Annotated in this window: 12 protein-coding genes; 6 read left to right on the plus strand and 6 right to left on the minus strand. The window is 66.9% G+C overall.

The genetic code is table 11. The features are described 5' to 3' along the window. Positions 1-17 precede the first annotated feature (17 nt). Complete coding sequence (locus tag ABFG95_RS24335) at positions 18-1,331, minus strand: YihY family inner membrane protein (RefSeq protein WP_049075132.1); 1,314 nt, start codon at positions 1,329-1,331, stop codon at positions 18-20. 17 nt (positions 1,332-1,348) lie between these two features. Here ABFG95_RS24335 and ABFG95_RS24340 point away from each other — a divergent pair, with 17 nt between their 5' ends. The 3 genes from ABFG95_RS24340 (at position 1,349) to ABFG95_RS24350 (ending at position 4,138) form a co-directional block, all read left to right on the plus strand. Beyond that, positions 1,349-1,720: a DUF2069 domain-containing protein gene (locus tag ABFG95_RS24340; RefSeq protein WP_049075127.1), complete on the plus strand. Its 372-nt coding sequence runs from the start codon at positions 1,349-1,351 to the stop codon at positions 1,718-1,720. Beyond that, on the plus strand, positions 1,717-3,204 hold the full coding sequence (locus ABFG95_RS24345; protein ID WP_238909656.1) for a protein adenylyltransferase SelO: 1,488 nt from the start codon (positions 1,717-1,719) through the stop codon (positions 3,202-3,204). The genes ABFG95_RS24340 and ABFG95_RS24345 overlap by 4 nt, the downstream gene beginning before the upstream one ends. A gap of 214 nt (positions 3,205-3,418) precedes the next feature. Beyond that, entirely contained in the window at positions 3,419-4,138 is a 720-nt protein-coding gene (locus tag ABFG95_RS24350) for a response regulator transcription factor (protein ID WP_049075123.1), read from the plus strand. Here the strand turns inward: ABFG95_RS24350 and ABFG95_RS24355 are convergent. After that, positions 4,120-5,535, minus strand: coding sequence for a HAMP domain-containing sensor histidine kinase (locus tag ABFG95_RS24355; protein ID WP_336730962.1), 1,416 nt, complete (start codon positions 5,533-5,535; stop codon positions 4,120-4,122). The genes ABFG95_RS24350 and ABFG95_RS24355 overlap by 19 nt on opposite strands. A gap of 8 nt (positions 5,536-5,543) precedes the next feature. After that, a complete protein-coding gene (locus ABFG95_RS24360; RefSeq protein ID WP_348994983.1) occupies positions 5,544-7,517 on the minus strand; it encodes an EAL domain-containing protein in 1,974 nt (657 codons plus the stop codon). A 596-nt stretch (positions 7,518-8,113) separates the two neighbouring features. On the opposite strand from ABFG95_RS24360, the gene ABFG95_RS24365 reads away from it, so the two are divergent. Genes ABFG95_RS24365 through ABFG95_RS24375 form a run of 3 tightly spaced genes read left to right on the plus strand, consistent with a single transcriptional unit; the run spans position 8,114 to position 11,499 of the window. Further along, positions 8,114-9,517, plus strand: coding sequence for a GGDEF domain-containing phosphodiesterase (locus ABFG95_RS24365; RefSeq protein WP_231891729.1), 1,404 nt, complete (start codon positions 8,114-8,116; stop codon positions 9,515-9,517). 34 nt (positions 9,518-9,551) lie between these two features. Next, positions 9,552-10,619 carry a chorismate synthase gene (gene aroC / locus ABFG95_RS24370; RefSeq protein WP_049075116.1) on the plus strand — a complete coding sequence of 356 codons (1,068 nt, stop codon included), beginning with the start codon at positions 9,552-9,554 and terminating at the stop codon, positions 10,617-10,619. A 40-nt stretch (positions 10,620-10,659) separates the two neighbouring features. Then, complete coding sequence (locus ABFG95_RS24375; RefSeq protein ID WP_054417772.1) at positions 10,660-11,499, plus strand: M48 family metallopeptidase; 840 nt, start codon at positions 10,660-10,662, stop codon at positions 11,497-11,499. A 114-nt stretch (positions 11,500-11,613) separates the two neighbouring features. On the opposite strand, the gene ABFG95_RS24380 is transcribed toward ABFG95_RS24375, so the two are convergent. From ABFG95_RS24380 to ABFG95_RS24390, 3 genes are all read right to left on the minus strand, one after another. Further along, complete coding sequence (locus ABFG95_RS24380; protein ID WP_059269755.1) at positions 11,614-13,581, minus strand: LapD/MoxY N-terminal periplasmic domain-containing protein; 1,968 nt, start codon at positions 13,579-13,581, stop codon at positions 11,614-11,616. 19 nt (positions 13,582-13,600) lie between these two features. After that, entirely contained in the window at positions 13,601-14,284 is a 684-nt protein-coding gene (locus ABFG95_RS24385; protein ID WP_100503775.1) for a transglutaminase-like cysteine peptidase, read from the minus strand. Between the two features lie 135 nt (positions 14,285-14,419). Further along, positions 14,420-24,307, minus strand: coding sequence for a retention module-containing protein (locus ABFG95_RS24390; protein WP_348994984.1), 9,888 nt, complete (start codon positions 24,305-24,307; stop codon positions 14,420-14,422). Between the last annotated feature and the right edge of the window lie 27 nt (positions 24,308-24,334).

Genomic DNA, 24,334 nt, shown 5'->3' on the forward strand with positions numbered 1-24,334 from the left:
CGGTGGCGCCCTGATTGCTATTTCTTGCTCGCTTCCAGTTGCAGGACCGGGGCGACGCCATTTCCGGTATTTTGCGCTTCTCCGCAGAGTTCTTCCAGCACCGGCGCGTTTTCCTGGGAAATCACGGCCCCGGCAACCCGCAGGATTTCGCTGTCTTTGCGTACCCGCGGTTGGGTACGGTCCAGCAGGAAGCGGTCCACCAGGGGCGCCAACGAGGTTTCGCGGGCATCGCAGGTCAGGACCCACAAGTCGTCGGGCGTACGGGTCACCAGATTCATGTCGCAGAGGGTTTCCAGGACATCGTTCAGTTCATCCTGGTGCAATTTCAGCTTCGAGGCGAGCCGATTGGCCGGCAGGCCCGGCGGCATGCGGGACTGAGCCCGCCGCAGCGCGCGCAGCACGTCCAGCGCGTCGACGAAGGGGGCGCCGGCGTAGCGATTGAACTCCCAGCGTCCCAGGCGGATCAGCGGGGCGCTGGCGGCCAGGGTGGCGCCCAGCAGGACCGCCAGCCAGGACAGGTAGATCCACAAGAGGAAGATCGGCAGTGTGGCGAACGCGCCGTAGATGACCGTATAGGTGGGGAACCGCGTCAGGTAATAGGCGAAGGCCGACTTCATGACTTCCAGCGCGATCGCCGTGACGCAACCGCCAATGAGGGCATCGCGCCACAGCACCTGGCGGTTCGGCACCACCACGAACAGGGCGGCGAAGCCCAGGGCGGTCAGCACCAGCGGAATGAACGAGATGGCCATGCTGACGATTTCCGGCACGTCGCGCACCAGTCCCAGCGATTCGCGCGCCACGAACGAGGTGGCCCAGAGGCTGGCGCCGGCCACCACCGGGCCCAGGGTGATGACGGCCCAGTAGACCAGCGCCCGCTGCGGCAGCGGGCGCTGCCGGGTGACATGCCAGATGTCGTTGAAAGCCGTGTCGATCGTCATGATCAGCAGCAGCGAGGTCACCAGCAGGAACGCGCCGCCAATCGCGGTCAGGCGCGAGGCCTGGCGGGCGAACTGGTTCAGGTATTCCATGATGTTGTCCGAGACGGACGGCGGCATCAGGCTGTTGGCGAGGAAGTCCTCGAGCGCTACCCGGAATTCCTGGAACACCGGGAAGGCCGTGAACAGCGACAGCACCACGGCCAGCATCGGCACGATCGCCAGCACCGTGGTGAAGGTGAGGCTGGAGGCGACCTGCAGCAGCTTTTCCTCGTCGGCGCGCTGCGCGGTGAAGACAAAGGCGCGCCCGACCCGCGCCGCCCACGATGCGCGCGGGGGCGGGGGCTCGGGGGCCGCCGGCGAGGCGGCGGCAGGCTCGGCGGGGCGGTTCATCAGGCGATAATAGCAGCATGAACCCTGAACTCAACCCCCGCTTGCGCCTGGCGGCCTCGGTGTCGCTGTTCGCCCTGATCGTGCTGTGCGTCACTTGGGAAACCGTGGTGGCGCCGCTGCGTCCGGGCGGTTCCTGGATGCTGCTCAAGGCCTTGCCGCTGGTGCTGCCGCTGCGCGGCATTGTGCGCGGCAACCTCTATACGTATCAGTGGGCATCGATGCTGTCGCTGCTCTACCTGATGGAGGGCGTGGTGCGGGCCATGTCGGATCCGGCGCCGCTGTCGGTGCTGATGGCGTGGGGCGAGATCCTGCTGTCGACGCTGTTCTTCGTCAGCGCCATTTTCTACGTGCGGCCGGCCAAGCGGGCCGCCAGGAGCCAACGCGCATGAGCGCCCATTCCCTGTCCGAACTGCATGCCGTCAACTCGTTCGCGGCGCTGCCGGCCGCGTTCCATACGCGGCTTGCGCCGCAACCGCTGAACAACCCGCGGCTGCTGCATGCCAATGCCGAGGCGGCCGCGCTGATCGGGTTGGATCCGGCCGTGCTGCGGACGCCGGAATTCCTGCGGGTGTTTTCCGGGGCGGAGCCGCTGCCGGGCGGCGACAGCCTGGCTGCCGTGTATAGCGGCCACCAGTTCGGAGTCTGGGCAGGACAGTTGGGTGACGGCCGTGCCCATCTGCTGGGCGAGGTCGAGGGGCCGTCCGGCGCCTGGGAGCTGCAGCTCAAGGGCTCCGGCCTGACGCCGTATTCGCGCATGGGCGATGGCCGCGCGGTGCTGCGCTCGTCAGTGCGCGAATACCTGGCCAGCGAGGCCATGCACGGCCTGGGCATCCCCACCACGCGCGCCCTGGCGCTGGTGGCGTCGGAGGATCCGGTGTGGCGCGAAACCGTGGAAACCGCCGCCATCGTGACCCGCATGTCGCCCAGTTTCGTGCGCTTCGGGTCGTTCGAGCATTGGTCCTCGCGACGCCAGCCGGACCTGCTCAAGACGCTGGCCGACTATGTCATCGACCGCTACTACCCCGAATGCCGGGCCGCGCCCGCCGGCGAGGCGCACAGCGACGCCGCGCCCTACGTGCGCCTGCTGCGCGAGGTCACCCGGCGCACCGCCTTGCTGATGGCGGACTGGCAGGCGGTGGGCTTCTGCCACGGCGTCATGAACACGGACAACATGTCCATCCTCGGCCTGACCCTGGACTACGGCCCCTATGGCTTCATGGACGGTTTCCGGCTCGGCCATGTCTGCAACCATTCGGATTCCGAAGGCCGGTATTCCTGGGATCGCCAGCCGTCGGTGGCGCTATGGAATCTGTATCGGCTGGGGGGCAGCCTGCACACCCTGGTCCAGGACGTGGATGCCTTGCGCGCGGTGCTCGATGAGTTCGAAGGCGTCTTCACCCGCGCCTTCCATGACCGCATGGGGGCCAAGCTGGGCCTGGCCGCATGGCGGCCGGCGGACGAGCCGCTACTGGACGATCTGCTCAAGCTGATGGATGCCAATCAGGCGGATTTCACCCTGACCTGGCGGCGGCTGGCGGACGCGGCGCTGGGCCGGCGCGCGCCGTTCCAGGACCTGTTCATCGATCGCGGCGCCGCTTCGGACTGGCTCGACCGTCTGCTGGCGCGCCAGGCCGAGGACGGGCGCCCGGCGACCGAGGTGGCTACGTCCATGAACCGCGTCAACCCCCTATATGTATTGCGCAACCACTTGGCCGAAGAGGCGATCCGTGCCGCCAAGGCCGGCGACGCCAGCGAAATCGACACCTTGATGATGTTGTTGCGCGATCCCTTCACAGCGCGAGACGGCTACGAAAAGTATGCCGGCCTGCCGCCGGACTGGGCCAATGGCATCGAAGTCAGCTGTTCGTCTTGATGTTCGTTTTGCGCGTTTTTTGGCGACAAAACGGCATTTTGAGCGGGGAAGGCAAGGAAAATTGGCGCAATGAGACGAAAAATCGCGGTTTTTTTCTCTGCAATCATTCGTTTCCATTGTAAAAGTCGTAAGATTGTCGCCTGCGGGACACTCAGGTGGCATGCCTGTCACTGGGGCATTTGTCGACAATTTTCAATATAAAAGCACTCTGAATATGCCTGGCGCAGATGGTTTGCTGTGTATCGGCCTGCTTGAGGATGACGCGGACTTCCGGGAGGAGTTGGCGTTGGGCCTGGGCGGGTACGGTTTCCGTGTGGCGTTCGCCTGTGACAATGCCGCGGCGTTCTACCGCCGCTTGCAGGAACAACCTTGCGATATCGTCATTCTCGATGCCCATCTTCCGGGAGAAGACGGTTTTTCGGTGGCGACGCGCCTGCGCGCGCTCAGTCCGGTCGGCATTGTCATGCTGACCGGGCGCAGCGCGCTCGAAGACCGGGTGCGCGGCCTGGAAGGCGGCGCCGATGTCTACATGACCAAGCCGGTCGACCTGCTTGAACTCAGTTCGGTAATTCGCAGCCTGGCGCGGCGCATGCGCCTGGCCAAGTCGCCGCGACCGGCCGACGCCGAGACGCGCGCGGCCGCCGACACGTCGTGGTCGCTGCAGGATGGTGGCTGGATCCTGGTGGCCCCCGATGGCGCCTCGCTGCACCTGAGCGCCCAGGAACGCACGTTCCTGGTGGCCCTGATGGACGCGGCCGGTTCCGCGGTCAGCCGCCAGGCGCTGGCCGAGCTGTTCCTGCCCGACAGCCCGGGCGGTTTCGAGTTGCGCCGCATCGACGTGCTGGTCAGCCGCCTGCGCGCCAAGGCGCAGAGCGCGGGCCTGAAACTGCCCGTGCTGTCCGTGCGCGGCCAGGGCTACGTGTTCGCCGCCTGATCCTTCGCCGCCTGAGCGGGCGTATCCGGCTCGGGGGGCCGGGCGGGCAGGGTGATGACGAAGCGCGTGCCCACGCCCACTTCGCTCTGCATCGTGAGCGAGCCGCCCTGGCTCTGGCAGATGCGGCGGGCCAGGTACAGCCCGATTCCCATGCCTTGCGTTTCGCGGTGCGCCGCGCGCCGGAAGCGCGGTTCGAAGATGCGGGCCTGCTCTTCCGGGCCGATGCCCGGGCCACGATCCGTGACCGCCACCCACGCCATCGGCGCGCCGTTTGCTTCGGCGTGGCCGGTCTCGATGCGGATCGGTTCGCTGGCCGGTGAATACTTGACCGCGTTGTGGATCAGGTTGCGCACCACCACACCCGTGAGCGCGCGGTCGCAATAGACCGGCAGCGAGCCGCTGCCCGCTTGCAGCCGCAGCGCGTGGGCGGTGTCGGGCTGCATGGCGGCGACGGCGTCGCGGGCCAGCTCGGTCATGTCGGTCAGTTCGGCCCGCGGCGTCCAGGCTTGCTCGCCCAGTCGGTCCTGGTTCAGCAGTTGTTCCATCAGTTCGGTCATCCGGCTGACCGAACGGTGAATGCGCGCCAGGCGGCTGTCCACGGTTTCGCCGCTGCCCGACAAAATCATGTCGAGCGACTGGGCCGCCGCGCTGATCGTGGCCAGCGGCGCGCGCAGTTCGTGCGAGATCAGGGCATTCATCTGGCGCTGGGTATCGAGGGCGCCAGCCATTTCCACCAGTCGCAATTCCCCTTCGACCCATTGCTCGGCATCGTTGGCATTCCGCTGCGTGGCTGCCTGCCGCGAGCGCGGTTCCAACCCGGCCAGCAGGAGAGCGGCCAGTACCAGCAGCAGCCGCGCCAGCGGCGCCGCCAGCGCGCCATCGCCCGGCGCGGACCAGGCGTCATGGCCCAGGATCCAGACCGATGCCAGGTGCGCCGCGCCCAGGGCCAAGGCGGCGGCTCGGCGCGGCATGGGGCCGGCGGCGGCGGCCAGGAACCATACCGCCAGTACCGCGCTGGCGGCGGCGCCGGCGCCGGCGACCAGCGTTGGCATCAGGCGGCCGCTGGCGTCGTAGACGAAGATCAGCGCCAGCGCCGCCAGGCCGGTCAGCGCGATGCCGGCCCAGCGACACGCCATCGCCAGGCGCGCGGCGGCCGGGCGGCCGGCGATCAGGGGAATGGACAGGGCCAGCAGGGCGGCGTAGGAGCCCGCCTGCAACGCGCCGGCGGGAAACAGCGCGGACTGGGCGCGCAGCACGCCCTCCACCAGGACGAAGGCCAGGCCGGCGCCGTAGATCGGCGCGCGGGTATAGAGCCAGCTGATCGCGCAGGCTACCGCGCAAGCCAGGGCGGTGCCGGCGGCCAGGCCGATCTGCAGATCGGGGAGGTGAAGAAGCAATCCTTCCGTCAACGAGAAATCCACTGTTGGTCAGGCGCAAGGTCGTGTGCGCGGGCGAAGTTTACGCCAGCGCCGCGAAGCGCGTGGACACCGATTTTCTCCAGGATGGAACGCGCGGCATCGTCGGGCACGTCTTCGGCGTACACCGCCATGCCGAGCGAAGCGGCGGTGGCCACGACGGTCGCGGCCAGGTGCTGGCTGCCAGGGCTGTGCGCGATGCCGGTGATGAAGCTGCCGCACAGTTTCACGTATGACAGGGGGTAGGCGTGCAGGTGTTCCATCGCGCCGAACTGTTGCGACAGGCGCGACAGGCCGACGCGGCCGCCGGCGGCGGTGACGGTCTGGCACAACTGGTCCATGTCGGCGCCGTGTTCCATCAGGGCGGCCGCGTCCACCTCGATGATCAGGCGGCTGGCCAGGGCCGGCCGATCGGCCAGCATGCGTTCCAGCCGCGACAGGAAAGCGCCCTGGGCCAGCGAGGCTTGCGAGATATGGACCGCCAGCGCGTCGGGGTGGGTGTACAGCCAGTCCAGCCCGAGGCGGACCGCCTGGATGTCGCATTCGGCCGAGAGCCCCAGGCGCACCGCCGGCGGCATGAAGATGGCGGCCGGCACGGGATCGGCGCCGCTGGTGTCGTGCAGGGTCAGGCTGGCTTCGTAGTGCAGCAGGGCGCCCGCGACATCGGCCAAGGGCTGGGTCGAGAGCGAGAACCGATGCTGCTCCAGCGCGGTGGCCAGGGCATCGTGCCAGCTGTATTCACCGATGCGCGTGCTGTCGGCCGCCTGGCTGGCCGGCGCGATCTGGTCGTCGTCGGCGCTTTCCGCGCACATCAGGGCGTGGTCCAGCCGCGCCAGTGTGTCGCTCATGTTGTCGCCCGGCGTGAACGCGGTCATCGCCAGCGCCCAGCGGCACCAGCCCTGCTTGTCCATCGGCACCCGCAAGGAGCGCAGTTCGCGTCGCACGCGTTCGGCCAGCATGCCGGCCTGGGGGGCCGAGGTGCGCGGCATCAGCAGTGCGAAGTCCGAGCCGCCGATGCGCGCCAGCGTCATGTGCGGGTCGCCGCTACCGTCGACCAGCTTGCGCAGGCGGTCGGACGATGAGCGCAGCCACTGGTCGGTAAAGGCGCGCGACAGGTGGCGGTTGATCTGGGCCAGGTCGCGCTGGCGGAACATCAGGAGATGGCCGCCGGCCTCGGGCTCCTGGCTGGCCAGCGCCTGGCGGAAGTGGTCGATGAAGAACTTGCGGTTCGGCAGGCGGGTGACGGCGTCGCGCTGGATCTCGCTTTGCAGCGATTCGATGCGGGCGTTCTGCTCCTGCACGGTCGCGGCGACCTGGCGCTGGGCGTCGACCAAGGCCTGGTCCACGTCCGCCAGTTCACCGGCGCGGCCGGACGCGCCCGCGGCGCCCGGCGCCAGCGCGCGTACCCGTTCGCAGAAATCCCGGGAGGCCCGCGTTTCGATCCAGCGCAACAGATTGGTGGCGAACAAGAGCCAGAAAACACCGGCGGCCAGCGTCAGGCCGATGACCCGGACCCCGCCTTGCCAGAGCGTCTCGCGCGCCAGCCGGGCATCGGCCTGGACCGTGACGGTACCCAGGCGCCGGCCATCCGTGCCGACATACGGCCGGGTCGCCGCAGGCGCTTCGAGCCCCAGCCAGGCGGGGCGCCAGTCGCGCGCGGCCTCGGTTTGTCCGGCCGCCGGATCGCGGCGCTCGATTTGTGTGTCCCCGTTTTCTCCGGCAATGCGCACCAGGGTGTACATGCCGGCGCCGAACAGGTCATCGGCCAGCTTGCGCGGGTCGCGCGCGCCGTCGGGGTTGTGCGACAAGGCCCAGGCCAGCGCGCTGGCGCCGGCCTGACCCTGCTGGGCCAGTTGCGAATTCAGATAGCGGTGGGCGGCCAGCATCCCCAGGGCCTGCGCGCCGAGCAGGATGAAGGCAATCAGGAGAGCGGTACAGAGGATCAGCCGGCGTAGTGTGAACATGGGTCAGGGATTCCCTTCGTGGCCCGTATTGTTGCCGGTGCCGCGCCAGGCCGGCATGCCAGTGAAAGGGGGAACATCAGGCAGCGCAAGCGCCCGTAAGCGAAAAAGGCTGGATAAGAAACGTGACACACGTTACTAATACCTCAGTGTCGTCGCCTGCGCTGTAATTCGGCATGTCACAGAACATACAGAATATTACGAAATGACCTGCGATATCAGACAGCCTGTGCAATTATTTCGATCGTGATAATTGCCCGGATGATAACTATTGAGACAGGCCGTATTAATTTTCCGGTTCAGGCTGTCGTAGTAAGAACACGGCATGGCGCAAAGGACCGGCCAGCGACTGCTATCCAAGGACCGTCATGACCCCTCGCGAGCAACCAGATCAGGGCAGGAATCGAAGGAAAGGGAGCGCGTTGCTCCTGAAGTGTGGCGTTTTTTTGCGAAAATAATGCATAATTTAAAAAATGTTACAGCCCTTGGGTTTCTTTCCGGACCGCAACGCCAAGGGTTTCTAGATAGGGGGCTCCGTGCGTGAGAGTTACCTGCTCGCACTGTGCCTGACGCTCGCGGGCGCACTTGCAGCGATATGTTTGTTTTTCGTCCGCCGGGAACGCGTCCTGCGCGGCCGGCTGACGCGTGACGAATTGACCGGCGTCCTGAGCCAGCGGGAGCTGCAGCGTCGCGCCCGCGCATGGCTGAACCAGGCCGAACGGCAGTCGGGCCGGGGGGTGTTCGGACCCCGCGGACCGGCCCCGGAAGACCGGGAATCCCTCGGCATCGCGCGCACTCGCCCTGGCACCCGCGGCATCGGCGCGTTCTTCCTGGTCAGTTTCGACCAGTACGCCGAGATCAGCGCGATGCTGCGCGCCGGCGAGGACCAGACCCTGCTGGTGATGGTGGCCGACCGGCTCAGCCTCGTGACCCGTGCGCTGGGCGGCATGGTGGCCCGCACCGGCACCGATGCCTTCACCGTATGCATTCCCGACGTGGACGAGCAGGGCGCCGCGCAGGTGTCCGCCAAGCTGCTTGAAGACTTGTCCGTGCCCTATGAACTGGGTGGCCGACCCCTGATCGCGGTGTTTCGCGTGGGGGCGGCGTTGTATCCAGACCACGGTCGCAGCGTGGAAGAACTGCAGCGCTGCGTGCAGGTCGCCATGGTGCCCCTCAAGGAGCGCGGCGGACCGGGCTGGAACATGTTCGATTTCCGCATGCTGGCGCGCCAGCGCGACCAGCAGGGGTTGGAAAACGACCTGCGGCTGGCGCTGACCACCGCGTCGATGGACCAGTTCGAGCTGTACTACCAGCCGGTGTGCGACAGCGGCACCGGTGTGGTGCAGGGCTGCGAGGCCCTGCTGCGCTGGCACCACCCCGAACTGGGCAGTGTGTCTCCGGCCGTGACCATCGAGCTGGCCGAGCGCAGCGGCCTGATCGTGCCGCTGGGCGCCTGGATCCTGGAGCGCGCCTGCTCGCAGGCCGCGCTGTGGCCGCCAGCCTGGCGCGTGCACGTGAATCTGTCGGTCAAGCAGATGAACGAGGACGGCCTGGTGCAGCTGGTTTCCGACGTGCTGGCCACGACCAAGCTGGCGCCGCGCAAGCTGGTGCTGGAGATCACCGAGTCGCTTTTCATCCTGCACTACGAGCGCCACGTGAAGATCTTGAACACGCTGCGGGCCAAGGGCATCGGCGTGGCGCTGGATGACTTCGGTTGCGGCTACTCCAGCCTGAACCACCTGCGACACCTGCCCATCGATTGGGTCAAGATCGACCGCAGCTTCATTTCCGCGCTTGAATCCGACGCCGGCAGCCGCGAGGTGGTGTCGGCGCTTTTCGGACTGTGTCAGGCGATGCACCTGCCGGTGGTGGCCGAGGGCGTCGAAACCGAAGGTCAACGCGAGATCCTCAAGTCGCTGGGCTGCCGCGTGATGCAGGGCTTCCTGCTGGGACGCCCGGCGCCGGCCGCGGAAATTCAGGCTTTGGCGTCGGCGGTGTCATAATCTGGGTTGCTTGCAAACCCACTGTTGACTTCCTATGCCCGGCAATACCCTCGGTACTCTGTTCACCGTCACGAATTTTGGCGAATCCCACGGGCCGGCCATCGGTTGCGTCATCGATGGCTGCCCGCCGGGCATGCCCCTGGAAGCGGCCGACATCCAGCGCGAACTGGACCGCCGCCGCCCTGGCACGTCGCGCCACGTCACCCAGCGCCAGGAAGCGGACCAGGTCGAAATCCTGTCGGGCGTCTACGAGGGCCTGACCACGGGCACGCCCATCGGCCTGCTGATCCGCAACACCGATGCGCGCAGCAAGGACTACTCCAACATCACCGACACCTTCCGGCCGGGCCATGCCGACTACGCCTACTGGCGCAAGTTCGGCCTGCGCGATCCGCGCGGCGGCGGCCGTTCGTCGGCGCGCCTGACGGCGCCCACGGTGGCCGCCGGCGCCGTGGCCAAGAAGTGGCTGGCCGAGCAGTACGGCGTGAAGGTGCGCGGCTACATGAGCCAGCTGGGCCCCATCGCGATTCCGTTCGTGTCTTGGGATGAAGTGCCGAACAATCCGTTCTACGCGCCCAACGCCGAGGTCGTGCCCGAACTGGAAGCCTATATGGACCAGCTGCGGCGCGATGGCGATTCGGTCGGCGCGCGCATCGAGGTGGTGGCCGAGAACCTGCCGGCCGGGTGGGGCGAGCCCATTTATGATCGCCTGGATGCCGACATCGCCCACGTGATGATGGGCCTGAACGCGGTCAAGGGCGTCTCGATCGGCGCCGGCTTCGATTGCATCGCGCAGCGCGGCTCCGAGCATGGCGACGAGATCACGCCCGATGGCTTCCTGACCAACCACGCCGGCGGCGTGCTGGGCGGCATTTCGACCGGCCAGCCGGTCACGGTTTCGCTGGCCATCAAGCCCACCTCCAGCATCCGGGTCGAGCGCCGCTCGGTCAACCGCGCCAACGAACCCGTCATGGTGCAGACGCTGGGCCGTCACGATCCCTGTGTCGGCATCCGCGCCACGCCCATCGCCGAGGCCATGCTGGCCCTGGTGCTGATCGACCACGCGCTGCGCCATCGCGGCCAGTGCGGCGAGCCGGGCTGAGGCCGGATTCCATCGTTCCTGACCGTTGTAGGAGGCTGGCATGAGCCTGAACCGTTATCCGTTGCGCCGCATGGCGGCCGCGCTGTCCCTGGTGGCCCTGGCGGGGTGCACCGGGATGAACACCACCCAGTCCGGCGCCATCGGCGTCAATCGCACCCAGTACATGTCCAGCATGGTGCCGTCGCAGGCCCTGGAGCAGGAGGCGAACCAGCAATACGCCGATATCATCAAGCAGGCGCAGGCCAAGAACCTGCTGGATCGCGACGCGCAGCAGGTGGCGCGGGTGCGCGCCATTTCGCAGCGCCTGATCGCGCAGACCGGCGTGTTCCGCCCCGACGCGTCCGCGTGGAAGTGGGAAGTGCACGTGCTGACCAGCGACGAGGTCAACGCCTGGTGCATGCCGGGGGGCAAGATCGCCGTCTATACCGGCCTGATCAACAAGATCAAGCCCACTGACGACGAGCTGGCGGCGGTGCTGGGCCATGAGATCTCCCATGCCTTGCGCGAACATGCGCGCGAGCGCGTGTCGCAGCAGATGGCCACCAACCTCGGCTTGCAGGTGTTGTCCATCGCCACGGGGTCGAGCGCCGCGTCGGACCTGGGCGGCAAGCTCAGCGACGTGATGTTCACGCTGCCCAACAGCCGCACGCATGAAACCGAGGCCGACCGCATGGGCGTCGAGCTGGCCGCGCGCGCGGGTTTCGATCCGCGCGCCGCGGTCACGCTATGGCAGAAGATGGGCGCCGCCGACAATGGCAGCGCCCCGCCCGAGATCCTGTCGACCCATCCGTCGGCGGCCTCGCGCATCACCGACCTGCAGGGCGCGGCCCAGCAGGTGCTGCCGCTGTACCAGCAATCCAAGGCCGGCGCGGCGCGCTAGCGCGCCGCCAGGCGGGGCGGGCGCAACGTCTGGACCGCCGGCCCCCTTCAGGCGCGGGATCCCCCGCAGCGGGACTGCCGCAAGCCCCTCCTGCCGATTCGAAGACTGCCGGCCTCAGGCCGGCAGTTTCACGCCCGGGCCGCGCATCACGCTGATGCCCAGGTCGGCCAGGATGCGGCGCGTTTCGCTGTCCGGCACGTCTTCCGCGTAGACCGCGATATCGAGCTTGCGCGCGGTTTCCAGCACAGATGCGGTCAATTGCTGGCTGCCGGGGCTTTGCGACATGCCGCCGATGAAGCCGCCGCCCAGTTTCACGTAGGACAGCGGCAGCGTGTGCAGTTGCGCCACCGCGCCGAACTGCTGCGCCAGGCGGCGCACGCCGATATGGGCGCCGAATTCCGACGCCACCCGGGCCAGCGTGGCGATCTGCTCGTGACACTCGACCAGCCCGTGGGCATCGATTTCCAGGAACAGGCGCCGCGCCAGTGCCTTGCGTTCGGTCAGCAGCAGCGCCAGCTGCCGGAAATATTTCTGGCCGCGCAGCGAGGGCAGGGCGACGCGCAGGGTCAGCTCGCCGTCGTGGGCGGCCAGCCAGTCCAACCCCAGGCTCACGGCCTGCAGGTCGCAGTCGGCCACCAGGTCGAGCCGCACCGCGGGCGGAATGAACAGAGTGGCGGGAATCGGCGCCTGGTCGGCGGCGGTGCGCAGCATCAGCATCGCCTCGGTACGGATGGGAACGCCGGCGGCGTCGCGCAGCGGCTCGGTGGCCAGCTCGAAGCGGTGGTCTTCCAGCGCCGACAGGATCGCGTCCTTCCAGGCGCGCTCGCCGGATTCGGAGGGCGATTGCGCGTCGGCGGCGCCCGCGATCACGACCTGGTCGTTGCCGGCGCTCTCGGCCCGCATCAGGCCGAAGTCCAGTCGTGACAGCACGGGGCCGGCCTGGTTGCCGCGGCTATAGTCGGCCATGGCCTGGGCCCAGCGGCACAGGTGGCCCTCGCCGACCGGAATGCGCGAGGCGTGCAGGTCGGCGCGCAGTTGTTCGGCGATCATCATCGCCTGCGGCGCCGCGCAGCCCGGCAGCAGCAGGGCGAAATCGGAACCGTTCAGGCGCGCCAGCAGCGGATCGGCCACGTGCAGCGACTTGAGCGAGGCCTGGATGCGTTCGCAGGCGGCGCGCAGCCACTGGTCGATGAACTCGCGCGGCATGTGGCGGTTCAGGTCGGCCAGGTCGCGCTGGCGGAACACCAGCACATGGCCGCCGTCCGTGCCGGCGCGGGCCGGTGCGTGACCGGCGGCCGGGCCGGTTTCGAGCGCGCGGCGGAATTCGTTGACGAAGTACTTGCGGTTGGGCAGGCGGGTGACCGGGTCCTGGTTCAGCTCCAGCTCCAGGGATTCGATCTTGGCGTTCTGTTCCTCGGCGCTGGCGTAGACGCGTTCGCGGGTCTGGTTGAGCGCCTGCACCACGTCGGACAGTTCCGGCACGCGCGCTTCCATCTGCCGCGGCGGCGTGTCCTGGCCGATGCTGCGGACGTGGTCGCTGACCTCGCGCAGCAGCCGGTTCTTGATCCAGCCGACCAGCGCGAAGGCGAACAGCGCCCATATCAGGCCCGCGCCCAGCACCAGCGCGATCATGCGCAGGCTGCTGCGCCACAGGGCTTCCCAGGCGTAGGCGTCGTTGGCCACCAGCGTCACCTCGCCGATCTGGCGCCAGCCGTCGCTGACGGCGTGCGAGGCCGAGCGCGCGTCCAGCGGCGCCAGGGCGCGGAACCAGGCGGGCACCGAGGCGGCGGTGGCGGTCGATTGGCGTTCGATCAGCACCTTGCCTTCCGGATCGGCCAGGCGCACCAGCGAGAAGTGGCCGCCGTCGTACAGCGCCGACACCAGCAGCTCCTGCACCACCGGGTCGTTGTTGGCCGGCTGCGACAACGACAGCGCCAGCGACACGGCGGCGTCGGTGGCCTGCACCTGCAATTGGCCCGACAGGTATTCGCGGGCGGCGTTGACGCTGAGCGCCAGGGTGCCCAGCAGGATGACGCCGATCGCGAGGGTGACGCTGAGCAGGAGCTGTCGAAGTATGGACATAGTCTTGTGGTTCCGGACGTCAGGGGCGTATGCCTTCCCGTTCCATGCGTTGGAGTAGATCGCGCCAGCGGCTGAGGCGGTCAACCGGTGCGGCGGGTTTGCCGTCGACGTAGACGCCGTCGGCATTGAAGCTGAAGACCGGCGTCAGGTCGCGCCGTTGCGACGCCGGCAGGATGGTCGAGACCAGGCTGTCCAGCACCAGCGGTACTGCATTGGGTGTTTCGTAGTAGCCCAGCACCATGTGGGCGATCTGGCTGCTGCTGGCCGGGCCGCCCACCCGCGCGCGGACATAGATGAAGCGCAGCTTGCTGGCCGGCACGCCCATCGACAGCAGGGTGAAATACTTGCCGATGACGTAGTCTTCGCAATCGCCCGCGCCCTTGCCCAGCGATTCGAGCGGCGTGGCCCAGTAGTCGTCCTTGCCCCAGATCGTGATGTCGTCGCCCGACAGCAGCGCGCGGTTCCAGAAATCGTTCGCCACCACCAGCCGGTCCTTTTCCAGCGCGGGGGGCGTGGCGCGCAGCAATTGCAGCCAATTCGACACCGCCTTGGCGCCCTTGGCGCCATAGCGGCTGGCCGACAGGCTTTGCAACTTGTCGGCGTTGACCTCCAGGGCGGAACTGCCGCCCCAGCCGCAAGCCAGGCAGAGCAAAACCAGTCGGCACAGATTCAGCGTGGCGCGGAAACGGCGGGTTGATCGCATGAAACGGATTTTCACATTTTTCCGGGTGATCCAGTCGACATCCGGAAAAAATCCCGCGCACGTCGTCCGCGTGCCGCGCTGGTCCTGCCTTGTTCGACCGGACAGGGCCGTTGCGCGGCCCTGTCCGGGGACTGCTTAGCTGTGGTCGACGTTCAGTTTGCCCTTCTGCAACAGGTCATTGATGATGGCCTGGTTGTTCAGCTGGCCGCCCTGCGTCAGGTCGACGTTCTCCAGCACGATCTTCTGGTCCGCGCCCTGGGCACCGAGCTTGCCCTGGGTGTTGACGTCGATGACCGTGTTGTTGCCTTCCTTGTGGAAGTTCAGGTACTGGGTCAGCGTGCCGTCCTTCTCGCCAACCAGCAGGTCCTTCAGGTCCAGGATGTCGCCGCCATCGGCCGGCTTGTCCAGCGAGAAGTCCTTGATCGTGTCGACAGCCGGCTTGGCGGTGGTGCCCTGGTCGCCCAGTTCCCACTTGAAGGTATCGCTGCCGGCGCCGCCGATCAGCGTGTCGTCGCCCTTGCCGCCGATCAGCAGGTCGTTGCCGTTGCCGCCTTCCAGCACGTCGTTGCCCGACCCCCCGTGCAGTACGTCATTGCCGTCGCCGCCGTACAGCTTGTCGTCGCCGGCGCCACCGTAAATGATGTCGTTGCCATCATCGCCATACAGGGTGTCGTTGCCGCCCTGGCCGTAGATGATGTCGTCGCCGGTGCCGCCGTGGATCGTGTCATCGCCGCCGCGCGGGTCGTCGGCGAGGTTGAAGTCGGCGTGGTGGTCCTTGATGTACTGGTACAGGTCGCCGCTGGTCGGCGCGTGTCCGTCGCGCATTTCCAGGAACACCTGCAGCGCCTTCAGGCCCGAGCCCTGCGCCAGATCGGCGGGGCGGCCGCCCACCGAGGCCCAGTTCAGCACGTTGCCATCGGTGTTGAGCGTGTCGCCGAAGATGATGTCATTACCGGCACCACCGTTGATGATGTCGTTGCCGACAGCAGCCGGATCGGTGCTGGACGAGCCGCCCTGCAGCGCGGCGGCCAGGTCCTTGGCGGTGTTGACGATCTGCGGCTGGCCGACAGCGCCGGTGATGTTGGTGCCCTCGATCTTGACCGTACCGGTGCCAGTCGTGCTCGAGTTGTCAAAGAACTTCAGGTAGGCCTCGTTGACCCCCGTGCCGATGCCGATGGCGTGCACGGTGCTCTTGCCGCTCAGGCCCTTGAACTTGTCGACGGCGTCCTTCATGTCGTAGTAGTTCGTGGTGCTGCCGCCCGACCACCAGTCGCCGTTGCTGCCACGGTTGCTGAAGGTCGGATCGCCGTCCGTCAGGAAGTACGTGACGTTCTCGAAGGCCTGGCCGTTGGACGAGGTAGGCTGCTTGTTGAACCACTTCACGGCTTCGTCGAACGCGCCTTCGTAGTTGGTGCCGCCGCTGGCGCTGAGCTTCTCGATGGCCTTGATGAGGTCGCCGACGTTGCTCGCGTTCAAGCCGTTGATCGTGTACTTGGTGCTGGCCGTCGATTCGAAGCCGATCAGCGCCACGTTGACGATACCGTCATGGCCCTTGAGGGTGTTAGCCAGGTTCTTGAGCGCGTCGATGGTCAGCTGCATGCGCGTCAGGCCCTTGGTGCCGGAGGCTTCCGACATACTGCCCGACGTGTCCACCACGATCGCGATGTTGTAGTTCTTGCCCGGCTCGACCGTGGTGACCGTGCCACCCTTGTCGCCAAGGATGACGTCGTCGCCGCTGCCGCCGTTGATGGGCGGTTTGGTGCCCGTGCCGCTGCCGTCGTTGTCGCCCGAGATGAAGTTGTTGGTCTTGATGGCGAAGTTGTAGTCGCCCGAGGTGTCCTTGCCACCGTTGGCGGTGCCACCGTTGTCCCGCACCTGGAAGCCAAACGAGGTGTCCTGGCCGGCCGCCGACGGCGTGTAGACCAGCTTGCCCGCGGCGATGTCCGCGGCCGAGACCACGGTGTTGATCGAGACCGCCTGGCCATTCAGCGTCAGCGTGCCGTCGGTCGGCAGGCGCGTGATGATGACGCTGTCGAGCTGGTTGCCTTCGGCGCCGTCATTGAAGTTGAACTCGGCGGCGGTGAAGGTGTGGTTGCCGCCCGCGTCCACGGTGGTGGCGTTGTCGGCGGCCACCGGCGCGTCGTTGGTGCCGATCACGTCGACCGTTATCACTTGCTTGGCGGAGCCGTCGGCCGAGACGACCTCGAAGCTCTCTTTCAGCACGGCGCCGGCGGGCAGGTCCTGGACGGCCTTCAGGCTGTTGTTCAGCGTGTAAGTCCAGTTGCCGTTGGCGTCGATCGAGAACGTGCCGTACTTGCCCGCCACGTTGGCTTGGGCGACCAGCGTGCTCTGGCCGGCGTCGGCATCCGAGACCGTCAGCTTGCCGGAGGTCACCAGCGTCTTGTCCTCGATCACGGCGCCGGTGGACTGGCCGGTGATCTTGGCGATGTCATTGGTGCCGGTGACGGTGACCGTGATTTCCTTGAACGCGGTGCCGCCATGGCCGTCATCCACCGTGACCTTGATGGTGTCGGTAACGGTTTCGCCTTCCTTCAGCGCCTGCACCTTGGTGCTGGCGTTGTCCAGCGTGTAGGTCCACTTGCCGTTCTGATCGACGGTGAAAGTGCCGTACTGGCCCTTGCCCTCGTTGCTGACGGACCAGGTGTGGGTGTCGTTGGTGTCGACATCGGTCTTGGTCAACTGGCCGGTCGTGACCAGCGTACCGTCTTCCTTGACCGCGCCAGTGGCCGTGCCGCCGATGGTCGGGGCGTCGTTGGTGCCGGTGATGTCGATGGTGATGACCTGGGTGGCCTTGCCGCCGTTGCCGTCGTCCACCGTTACCGTGATGGAGTCGGTGGCCTTCTGGCCTTCGGCCAGGGCCTGGACCTTGGCGCTGTTGTTGTCCAGCACGTAGGTCCACTTGCCGCTCTGGTCGAGCGTGAAGGTGCCGTACTGGCCCTTGCCGTCATTATTCAGCGACCAGGTGTGCTTGTCGTTGACGTCGACGTCGGCCTTGGCCAGCTGGCCCGTCACCGTCTGGGTGCCGTCTTCCTTGACGGCGCCGGTGGCCGCGCCGCTGATGGTCGGGGCGTCGTTGGTGCCGTTGATGGTGATGGTGACCTTGCCGGTGGTGCCGTCGGCGGTGGTGACGGTGAACGTCTCGGTCAGGTGTTCCTTGGCGCCCAGCTGCTGGACGGCCTTGGCGTCGTTGTCGAGCTTGAAGGTCCAGTTGCCGTTGGCGTCGATCGAGAACGTGCCGTACTTGCCGGCGAAGTCGGTCTGCGGCTGGAAGGTGGCCTGGCCGGCGTCCTTGTCGGCGACATCGAGCTTGCCGTTGGCTGTGTAGATCTTGTCTTCCTGGACCGTGCCGGCGTCATCGCCCGGCTTGCTGGGGGTGATGACGGCGGCATCGTTGGTGCCGGTGATGTCGACGGTGATGGTCTTGGTCGCGGTTCCGCCGTTGCCGTCGTCGACGGTTACGGTGATGGTGTCGGTGACCTTCTGGCCTTCGGTCAGGGCCTGGACCTTGGCGCTGTCGTTGTCCAGCACGTAGGTCCACTTGCCGCTCTGGTCGACGGTGAAGGTGCCGTACTGGCCCTTGCCGTCGTTGTTGACGGACCAGGTGTGCTTGTCGTTGACGTCGACGTCGGTCTGGGTCAGCTGGCCGGACGCGGTGGTCGTGCCATCTTCCTTGACGGCGCCGGTGGCCGCGCCGCTGATGGTCGGGGCGTCGTTGGTGCCGTTGATGGTGATGGTGACCTTGCCGGTGGTGCCGTCGGCGGTGGTGACGGTGAACGTCTCGGTCAGGTGCTCCTTGGCGCCCAGCTGCTGGACGGCCTTGGCGTCGTTGTCGAGCTTGAAGGTCCAGTTGCCGTTGGCGTCGATCGAGAATGTGCCGTACTTGCCGGCGAAGTCGGTCTGCGGCTGGAAGGTGGCCTGGCCGGCGTCCTTGTCGGTGACATCGAGCTTGCCGTTGGCCGTGTAGATCTTGTCTTCCTGGACCGTGCCGGCGTCATCGCCCGGCTTGCTGGGGGTGATGACGGCGGCATCGTTGGTGCCGGTGATGTCGACGGTGATGGTCTTGGTCGCGGTTCCGCCGTTGCCGTCGTCGACGGTCACGGTGATGGTGTCGGTGACCTTCTGGCCTTCGGTCAGGGCCTGGACCTTGGCGCTGTCGTTGTCCAGCACGTAGGTCCACTTGCCGTTCTGGTCGACGGTGAAGGTGCCGTACTGGCCCTTGCCGTCGTTGTTGACGGACCAGGTGTGCTTGTCGTTGACGTCGACGTCGGTCTGGGTCAGTTGGCCGGACGCGGTGGTCGTGCCATCTTCCTTGACGGCGCCGGTGGCCGCGCCGCTGATGGTCGGGGCGTCGTTGGTGCCGTTGATGGTGATGGTGACCTTGCCGGTGGTGCCGTCGGCGGTGGTGACGGTGAACGTCTCGGTCAGGTGCTCCTTGGCGCCCAGCTGCTGGACGGCCTTGGCGTCGTTGTCGAGCTTGAAGGTCCAGTTGCCGTTGGCGTCGATCGAGAACGTGCCGTACTTGCCCACGAAGTCGGTCTGCGGACGGAATACGGCTTCGCCGGCGTCGGGGTCGGTGACGTCGAGCTTGCCGCTGGCCGTGTAGACCTTGTCTTCCTGGACCGTGCCCGCGTCATCACCCGGCTTGCTCGGGGTGATGATGGCGCCGTCGCTGGTGCCATCGACGGTGATGGTGATCACCTGCGTGGCCGTGCCGCCATGGCCGTCATCGACGGTCACGGTGATGGTGTCGGTCAGGTGCTCGCCGTCCTTGAGCGCCTTGACGTCCGGGTTGGCGTTGTCGAGCTTATAGGTCCACTTGCCATTCTGGTCGAGCGAGAAGGTGCCGTACTGACCCTTGCCGTCGTTGTTCAGCGACCACGTGTGCGTGTCGTTGGTGTCGACGTCATGCTGGGTCAGCTGGCCAGTGACTTCCTGGTTGCTGCCTTCCTTGATCTGGCCGGTGGCCGTGCCGGTGATGGTGGGGGCATCGTTGGTGCCGGTGACCGTCACGGTGACGACCTGGGTCGCCTTGCCGCCGTTGCCGTCGTCGACGGTTACGGTGATGGTGTCGGTGACCTTCTGGCCTTCGGCCAGGGCCTGGACCTTGGCGCTGTCGTTGTCCAGCGTGTAGGTCCACTTGCCACTGGCGTCGATGGTGAACGAGCCGTACTGGCCCTTGCCATCGTTGTTCAGCGACCAGGTGTGCTTGTCGTTGACGTCGACGTCGTGCTGGGTCAGTTGGCCGGAGACTTCCTTGGCGCCGTCTTCCTCGACGTTGCCGGCGGCCGCGCCGGTGATGGTCGGCGCGTCGTTGGTGCCGTTGATGGTGATCACGACCTGCCCGGTGGTGCCATCGGCGGTGGTGACGGTGAAGGTCTCGGTCAGGCTTTCCTTGGCGCCCAGCTGCTGGACGGCCTTGGCGTCGTTGTCGAGCTTGAAGGTCCAGTTGCCGTTGGCATCGATCGAGAACGTGCCGTACTTGCCGGCGGCGTCGGTCTGCGGCGTGAACTTGGCTTCGCCGGCATCCTTGTCGGCGACATCGAGCTTGCCGTTGGCCGTGTAGACCTTGTCTTCCTGGACCGTGCCCGCGTCGTCGCCCGGCTTGCTCGGGGTGATGACGGCGGCGTCGTTGGTGCCGGTGATGGTGACCGTGATGGTCTTGGTCGCGGTTCCGCCGTGGCCGTCGTCGACGGTCACGGTGATGGTGTCGGTGACCTTTTCGCCGTCCTTCAGGGCCTGGACCTTGTCGCTGGCGTTGTCCAGTTCGAACTTCCAGTTGCCGCTCTGGTCGACGGTGAAGGTGCCGTACTGGCCCTTGCCATCGTTGCTGACGGTCCAGGTGTGCTTGTCGCTGGTGTCGACGTCGCTGACGTCGAGCTTGCCGGTGGCGGTGGTGGCGCCATCCTCGGTCACGGCGCCGTCGGTCTTGCCGCTGAGCTTCGGATCGTCGTTGGTGCCGTCGATGGTGACGGTGATGGTGCTGGAGGTGCCGTCGGCGGTGGTGACGGTGAAGGTCTCGACCAGCTTTTCGCCCACGGCCAGGGCCTGGACCTTGGGGTCGTTGTTGTCGAGCTCGTACTTCCAGTTGCCGTTGGCGTCGATGGAGAACTTGCCGTGCTCGCCCTTGGCGTCGGTCTGCGGGTTGAAGGTGGCTTCGCCCGCGTCCTTGTCGGTCACGTCCAGCTTGCCGCCGGTGGTCAGGTTGCCGTCTTCCTGGACCGTGCCGGCGTCGTCGCCCGGCTTGCTCGGGGTGATGACGGCGGCGTCGTTGGTGCCGGTGATGGTGACCGTGATGGTTTCGGTGGCGGTGCCGCCGTGGCCGTCGTCAACCGTGACGGTGATGGTGTCGGTGACCGTCTCGCCGTCCTTGAGGGCCTGGACCTTGTCGCTGCCATTGTCCAGCTCGAACTTCCAGTTGCCGCTCTGGTCGACGGTGAAGGTGCCGTACTGGCCCTTGCCATCGTTGCTGACGGTCCAGGTGTGCGTGTCGCTGGCGTCGACGTCGCTGACGTCGAGCTTGCCGGTGGCGGTGGTGGTGCCATCCTCGGTCACGGCGCCATCGGTCTTGCCGCTGAGCTTCGGATCGTCGTTGGTGCCGTCGATGGTGACGGTGATGGTGCTGGAGGTGCCGTCGGCGGTGGTGACGGTGAAGGTCTCGACCAGCTTCTCGCCCACGGCCAGGGCCTGGACCTTGGGATCGTTGTTGTCGAGCTCGTACTTCCAGTTGCCGTTGGCGTCGATGGAGAACTTGCCGTGCTCGCCCTTGGCGTCGGTCTGCGGGTTGAAGGTGGCTTCGCCCGCGTCCTTGTCGGTCACGTCCAGCTTGCCGCCGGTGGTCAGGTTGCCGTCTTCCTGGACCGTGCCCGCGTCGTCGCCCGGCTTGCTCGGGGTGATGACGGCGGCGTCGTTGGTGCCGGTGATGATGACCGTGATGGTCTTGGTCGCGGTTCCGCCGTTGCCGTCGTCGACGGTCACGGTGATGGTGTCGGTGACCTTCTCGCCGTCCTTCAGGGCCTGGACCTTGTCGCTGGCGTTGTCCAGTTCGAACTTCCAGTTGCCGCTCTGGTCGACGGTGAAGGTGCCGTACTGGCCCTTGCCATCGTTGCTGACGGTCCAGGTGTGCTTGTCGCTGGCGTCGACGTCGGTCACGTCGAGCTTGCCGGTGGCGGTGGCGGTGCCATCCTCGGTCACGGCGCCATCGGTCTTGCCGCTGAGCTTCGGATCGTCGTTGGTGCCGTCGATGGTGACGGTGATGGTGCTGGAGGTGCCGTCGGCGGTGGTGACGGTGAAGGTCTCGACCAGCTTCTCGCCCACGGCCAGGGCCTGGACCTTGGGATCGTTGTTGTCGAGCTCGTACTTCCAGTTGCCGTTGGCGTCGATGGAGAACTTGCCGTGCTCGCCCTTGGCGTCGGTCTGCGGGTTGAAGGTGGCTTCGCCCGCGTCCTTGTCGGTCACGTCCAGCTTGCCGCCGGTGGTCAGGTTGCCGTCTTCCTGGACCGTGCCTGCGTCGTCGCCCGGCTTGCTCGGGGTGATGACGGCGGCGTCGTTGGTGCCGGTGATGGTGACCGTGATGGTTTTGGTCGCCGTTCCGCCGTGGCCGTCGTCAACCGTGACGGTGATGGTGTCGGTGACCTTTTCGCCGTCCTTCAGGGCCTGGACCTTGTCGCTGGCGTTGTCCAGTTCGAACTTCCAGTTGCCGCTCTGGTCGACGGTGAAGGTGCCGTACTGGCCCTTGCCATCGTTGCTGACGGTCCAGGTGTGCTTGTCGCTGGTGTCGACGTCGCTGACGTCGAGCTTGCCGGTGGCGGTGGTGGCGCCATCCTCGGTCACGGCGCCGTCGGTCTTGCCGCTGAGCTTCGGATCGTCGTTGGTGCCGTCGATGGTGACGGTGATGGTGCTGGAGGTGCCGTCGGCGGTGGTGACGGTGAAGGTCTCGACCAGCTTTTCGCCCACGGCCAGGGCCTGGACCTTGGGATCGTTGTTGTCGAGCTCGTACTTCCAGTTGCCGTTGGCGTCGATGGAGAACTTGCCGTGCTCGCCCTTGGCGTCGGTCTGCGGGTTGAAGGTGGCTTCGCCCGCGTCCTTGTCGGTCACGTCCAGCTTGCCGCCGGTGGTCAGGTTGCCGTCTTCCTCGACGTTGCCCGCGTCGTCGCCCGGCTTGCTCGGGGTGATGACGGCGGCGTCGTTGGTGCCGGTGATGGTGACCGTGATGGTTTCGGTGGCGGTGCCGCCGTGGCCGTCGTCAACCGTGACGGTGATGGTGTCGGTGACCGTCTCGCCGTCCTTGAGGGCCTGGACCTTGTCGCTGCCATTGTCCAGCGTGTAGGTCCACTTGCCGGTGCCATCCACCGTGAACGAGCCGTACTGGCCCTTGCCGCCGTCGTTGACGGTCCAGGTGTGCGTGTCGTTGGTGTCGACGTCGTGCTGGGTCAACTGGCCGGACACGGTGTCGCTGGTGTCGTCCTCGCGGATTTCGCCGATGGTGGTGCCGCTGATGGTCGGCGCGTCGTTGGTGCCGGTGACGGTGACCGTGATGACCTGGGTGGCCTTGCCGCCGTGGCCGTCGTCGACGGTAACCGTGATGGTGTCGGTCACCTGCTGGCCTTCGGCCAGGGCCTGCACCTTGTCGCTGCCGTTGTCCAGCACGTAGGTCCACTTGCCGTTCTGGTCGACCGTGAGGGTGCCGTACTGACCCTTGCCGCCGTCGTTGGCGGACCAGGTGTGCGTGTCGCTGGTGTCGACGTCGGCCTTGGTCAGTTGGCCCGTCACTTCCTGCGTGCCGTCTTCCTTGACGGCGCCGGCGGCTTCGCCGCTGATGGTCGGGGCGTCGTTGGTGCCGTTGATGGTGATGGTGACCGTGCCAGTGGTGCCATCGGCGGTGGTGACGGTGAAGGTCTCGGTCAGCTTCTCGCCCACGGCCAGCGACTGTACGCGCGCGTCGGTCTGGTTCAGGTTGTAGACCCAGTTGCCGTTGGCGTCGATCGAGAAGGTGCCGTACACGCCCGGGCGGTCCGCCACGGCCACGAAGAAGGATTGACCGTCGTCGGCGTCGACCACGTTGAGCTTGCCGTTGGCGGTGGACTTTTCGTCCTCGACCACGGTGCCGGCATCGTCGCCCGGCTGGGCGGCGGTGATCTGGGCCGGGTCATTGACGCCGACCACGGTCACTTCCACGGTGGCGGTGGAGGTGGCGCCGCTCGGGTCGGTGACGACGTAGGTGATCGTGGTGGTAGCCGTCTGGCCTTCGGGCAGATGCTGGAAGCTGTTGCCGGGAACGAAGGTGTAGCTGCCGTCCGGCAGCACGGTGAAGGTGCCGCCGTTGGAACCGGTGACGCTGACGCCGCCCGGGCTCATCGGGCGGCCGCTGATCGAGACCAGGGTCAGCGGATCGCCGTCGGGATCGCTGTCGTTGACCAGCAGGTTGCCGCGCACGACGCTCTTTTCGTCGGTGCGGGCGGTGTCATTGACGGCCAGGGGCGCGTTATTGTTGTCGCCCGCGGCGCCACCGTCGCCGCCCGCGCCGCTGGAAGCGCGGTCGATCGCGTCGGCGCCCCGGCCCGGGTTGGGATAGGCCAGGTCCAGCGGGCTGGTGGTTTCCAGGATGCGGGCCAGGCGCACGAAGCTGCCGCCGCCGTCGTCACCGCCGCCGCCCGTCAGCGTCGCGGCGGTCGGATCCAGCACTTCGAACGGATCCTGGCCGGCCTGCAGGGCCGCCAGCAGGCGGTCGGAATCGGTGCCCTTGGGCGGCGCCACCGCGGCTTCGGTAGGATCGGCCAGCGGGCCGGCCATGTCGCCGGTGACGGCCACCTCGCGGCCTTCGCCGATCACGATCGGCATGCCATTCTCCACCTGCAGCGCCACGCTGGCGCCCGATGCCGTGACGACGTCGCTGCCGGCGGGCACGTTGCTGCCCTGATGCAGTTCGGTCAGCGAGCCATCGCTGTTGCGTATCCAGGCGCGACCGGTGATTTCAGTGACGACGGCGGGGGAGGAGTTGGCCATGTTGGTTCCGTTTCAGGGAGTTATCCA

The sequence above is a fragment of the Achromobacter sp. HNDS-1 genome, from assembly GCF_040084795.1.
In the GTDB taxonomy this organism is placed as follows: domain Bacteria; phylum Pseudomonadota; class Gammaproteobacteria; order Burkholderiales; family Burkholderiaceae_B; genus Achromobacter; species Achromobacter ruhlandii.

Bases quoted from the DNA above. Each gene is read 5' to 3' on its own strand.
- ABFG95_RS24335 (WP_049075132.1), bottom strand. From the start codon at position 1,331: ATGAACCGCCCCGCCGAGCCTGCCGCCGCCTCGCCGGCGGCCCCCGAG.
- ABFG95_RS24340 (WP_049075127.1), top strand. From the start codon at position 1,349: ATGAACCCTGAACTCAACCCCCGCTTGCGCCTGGCGGCCTCGGTGTCG.
- ABFG95_RS24345 (WP_238909656.1), top strand. From the start codon at position 1,717: ATGAGCGCCCATTCCCTGTCCGAACTGCATGCCGTCAACTCGTTCGCG.
- ABFG95_RS24350 (WP_049075123.1), top strand. From the start codon at position 3,419: ATGCCTGGCGCAGATGGTTTGCTGTGTATCGGCCTGCTTGAGGATGAC.
- ABFG95_RS24360 (WP_348994983.1), bottom strand. From the start codon at position 7,517: ATGTTCACACTACGCCGGCTGATCCTCTGTACCGCTCTCCTGATTGCC.
- aroC (WP_049075116.1), top strand. From the start codon at position 9,552: ATGCCCGGCAATACCCTCGGTACTCTGTTCACCGTCACGAATTTTGGC.
- ABFG95_RS24375 (WP_054417772.1), top strand. From the start codon at position 10,660: ATGAGCCTGAACCGTTATCCGTTGCGCCGCATGGCGGCCGCGCTGTCC.
- ABFG95_RS24380 (WP_059269755.1), bottom strand. From the start codon at position 13,581: ATGTCCATACTTCGACAGCTCCTGCTCAGCGTCACCCTCGCGATCGGC.
- ABFG95_RS24385 (WP_100503775.1), bottom strand. From the start codon at position 14,284: ATGCGATCAACCCGCCGTTTCCGCGCCACGCTGAATCTGTGCCGACTG.
- ABFG95_RS24390 (WP_348994984.1), bottom strand. From the start codon at position 24,307: ATGGCCAACTCCTCCCCCGCCGTCGTCACTGAAATCACCGGTCGCGCC.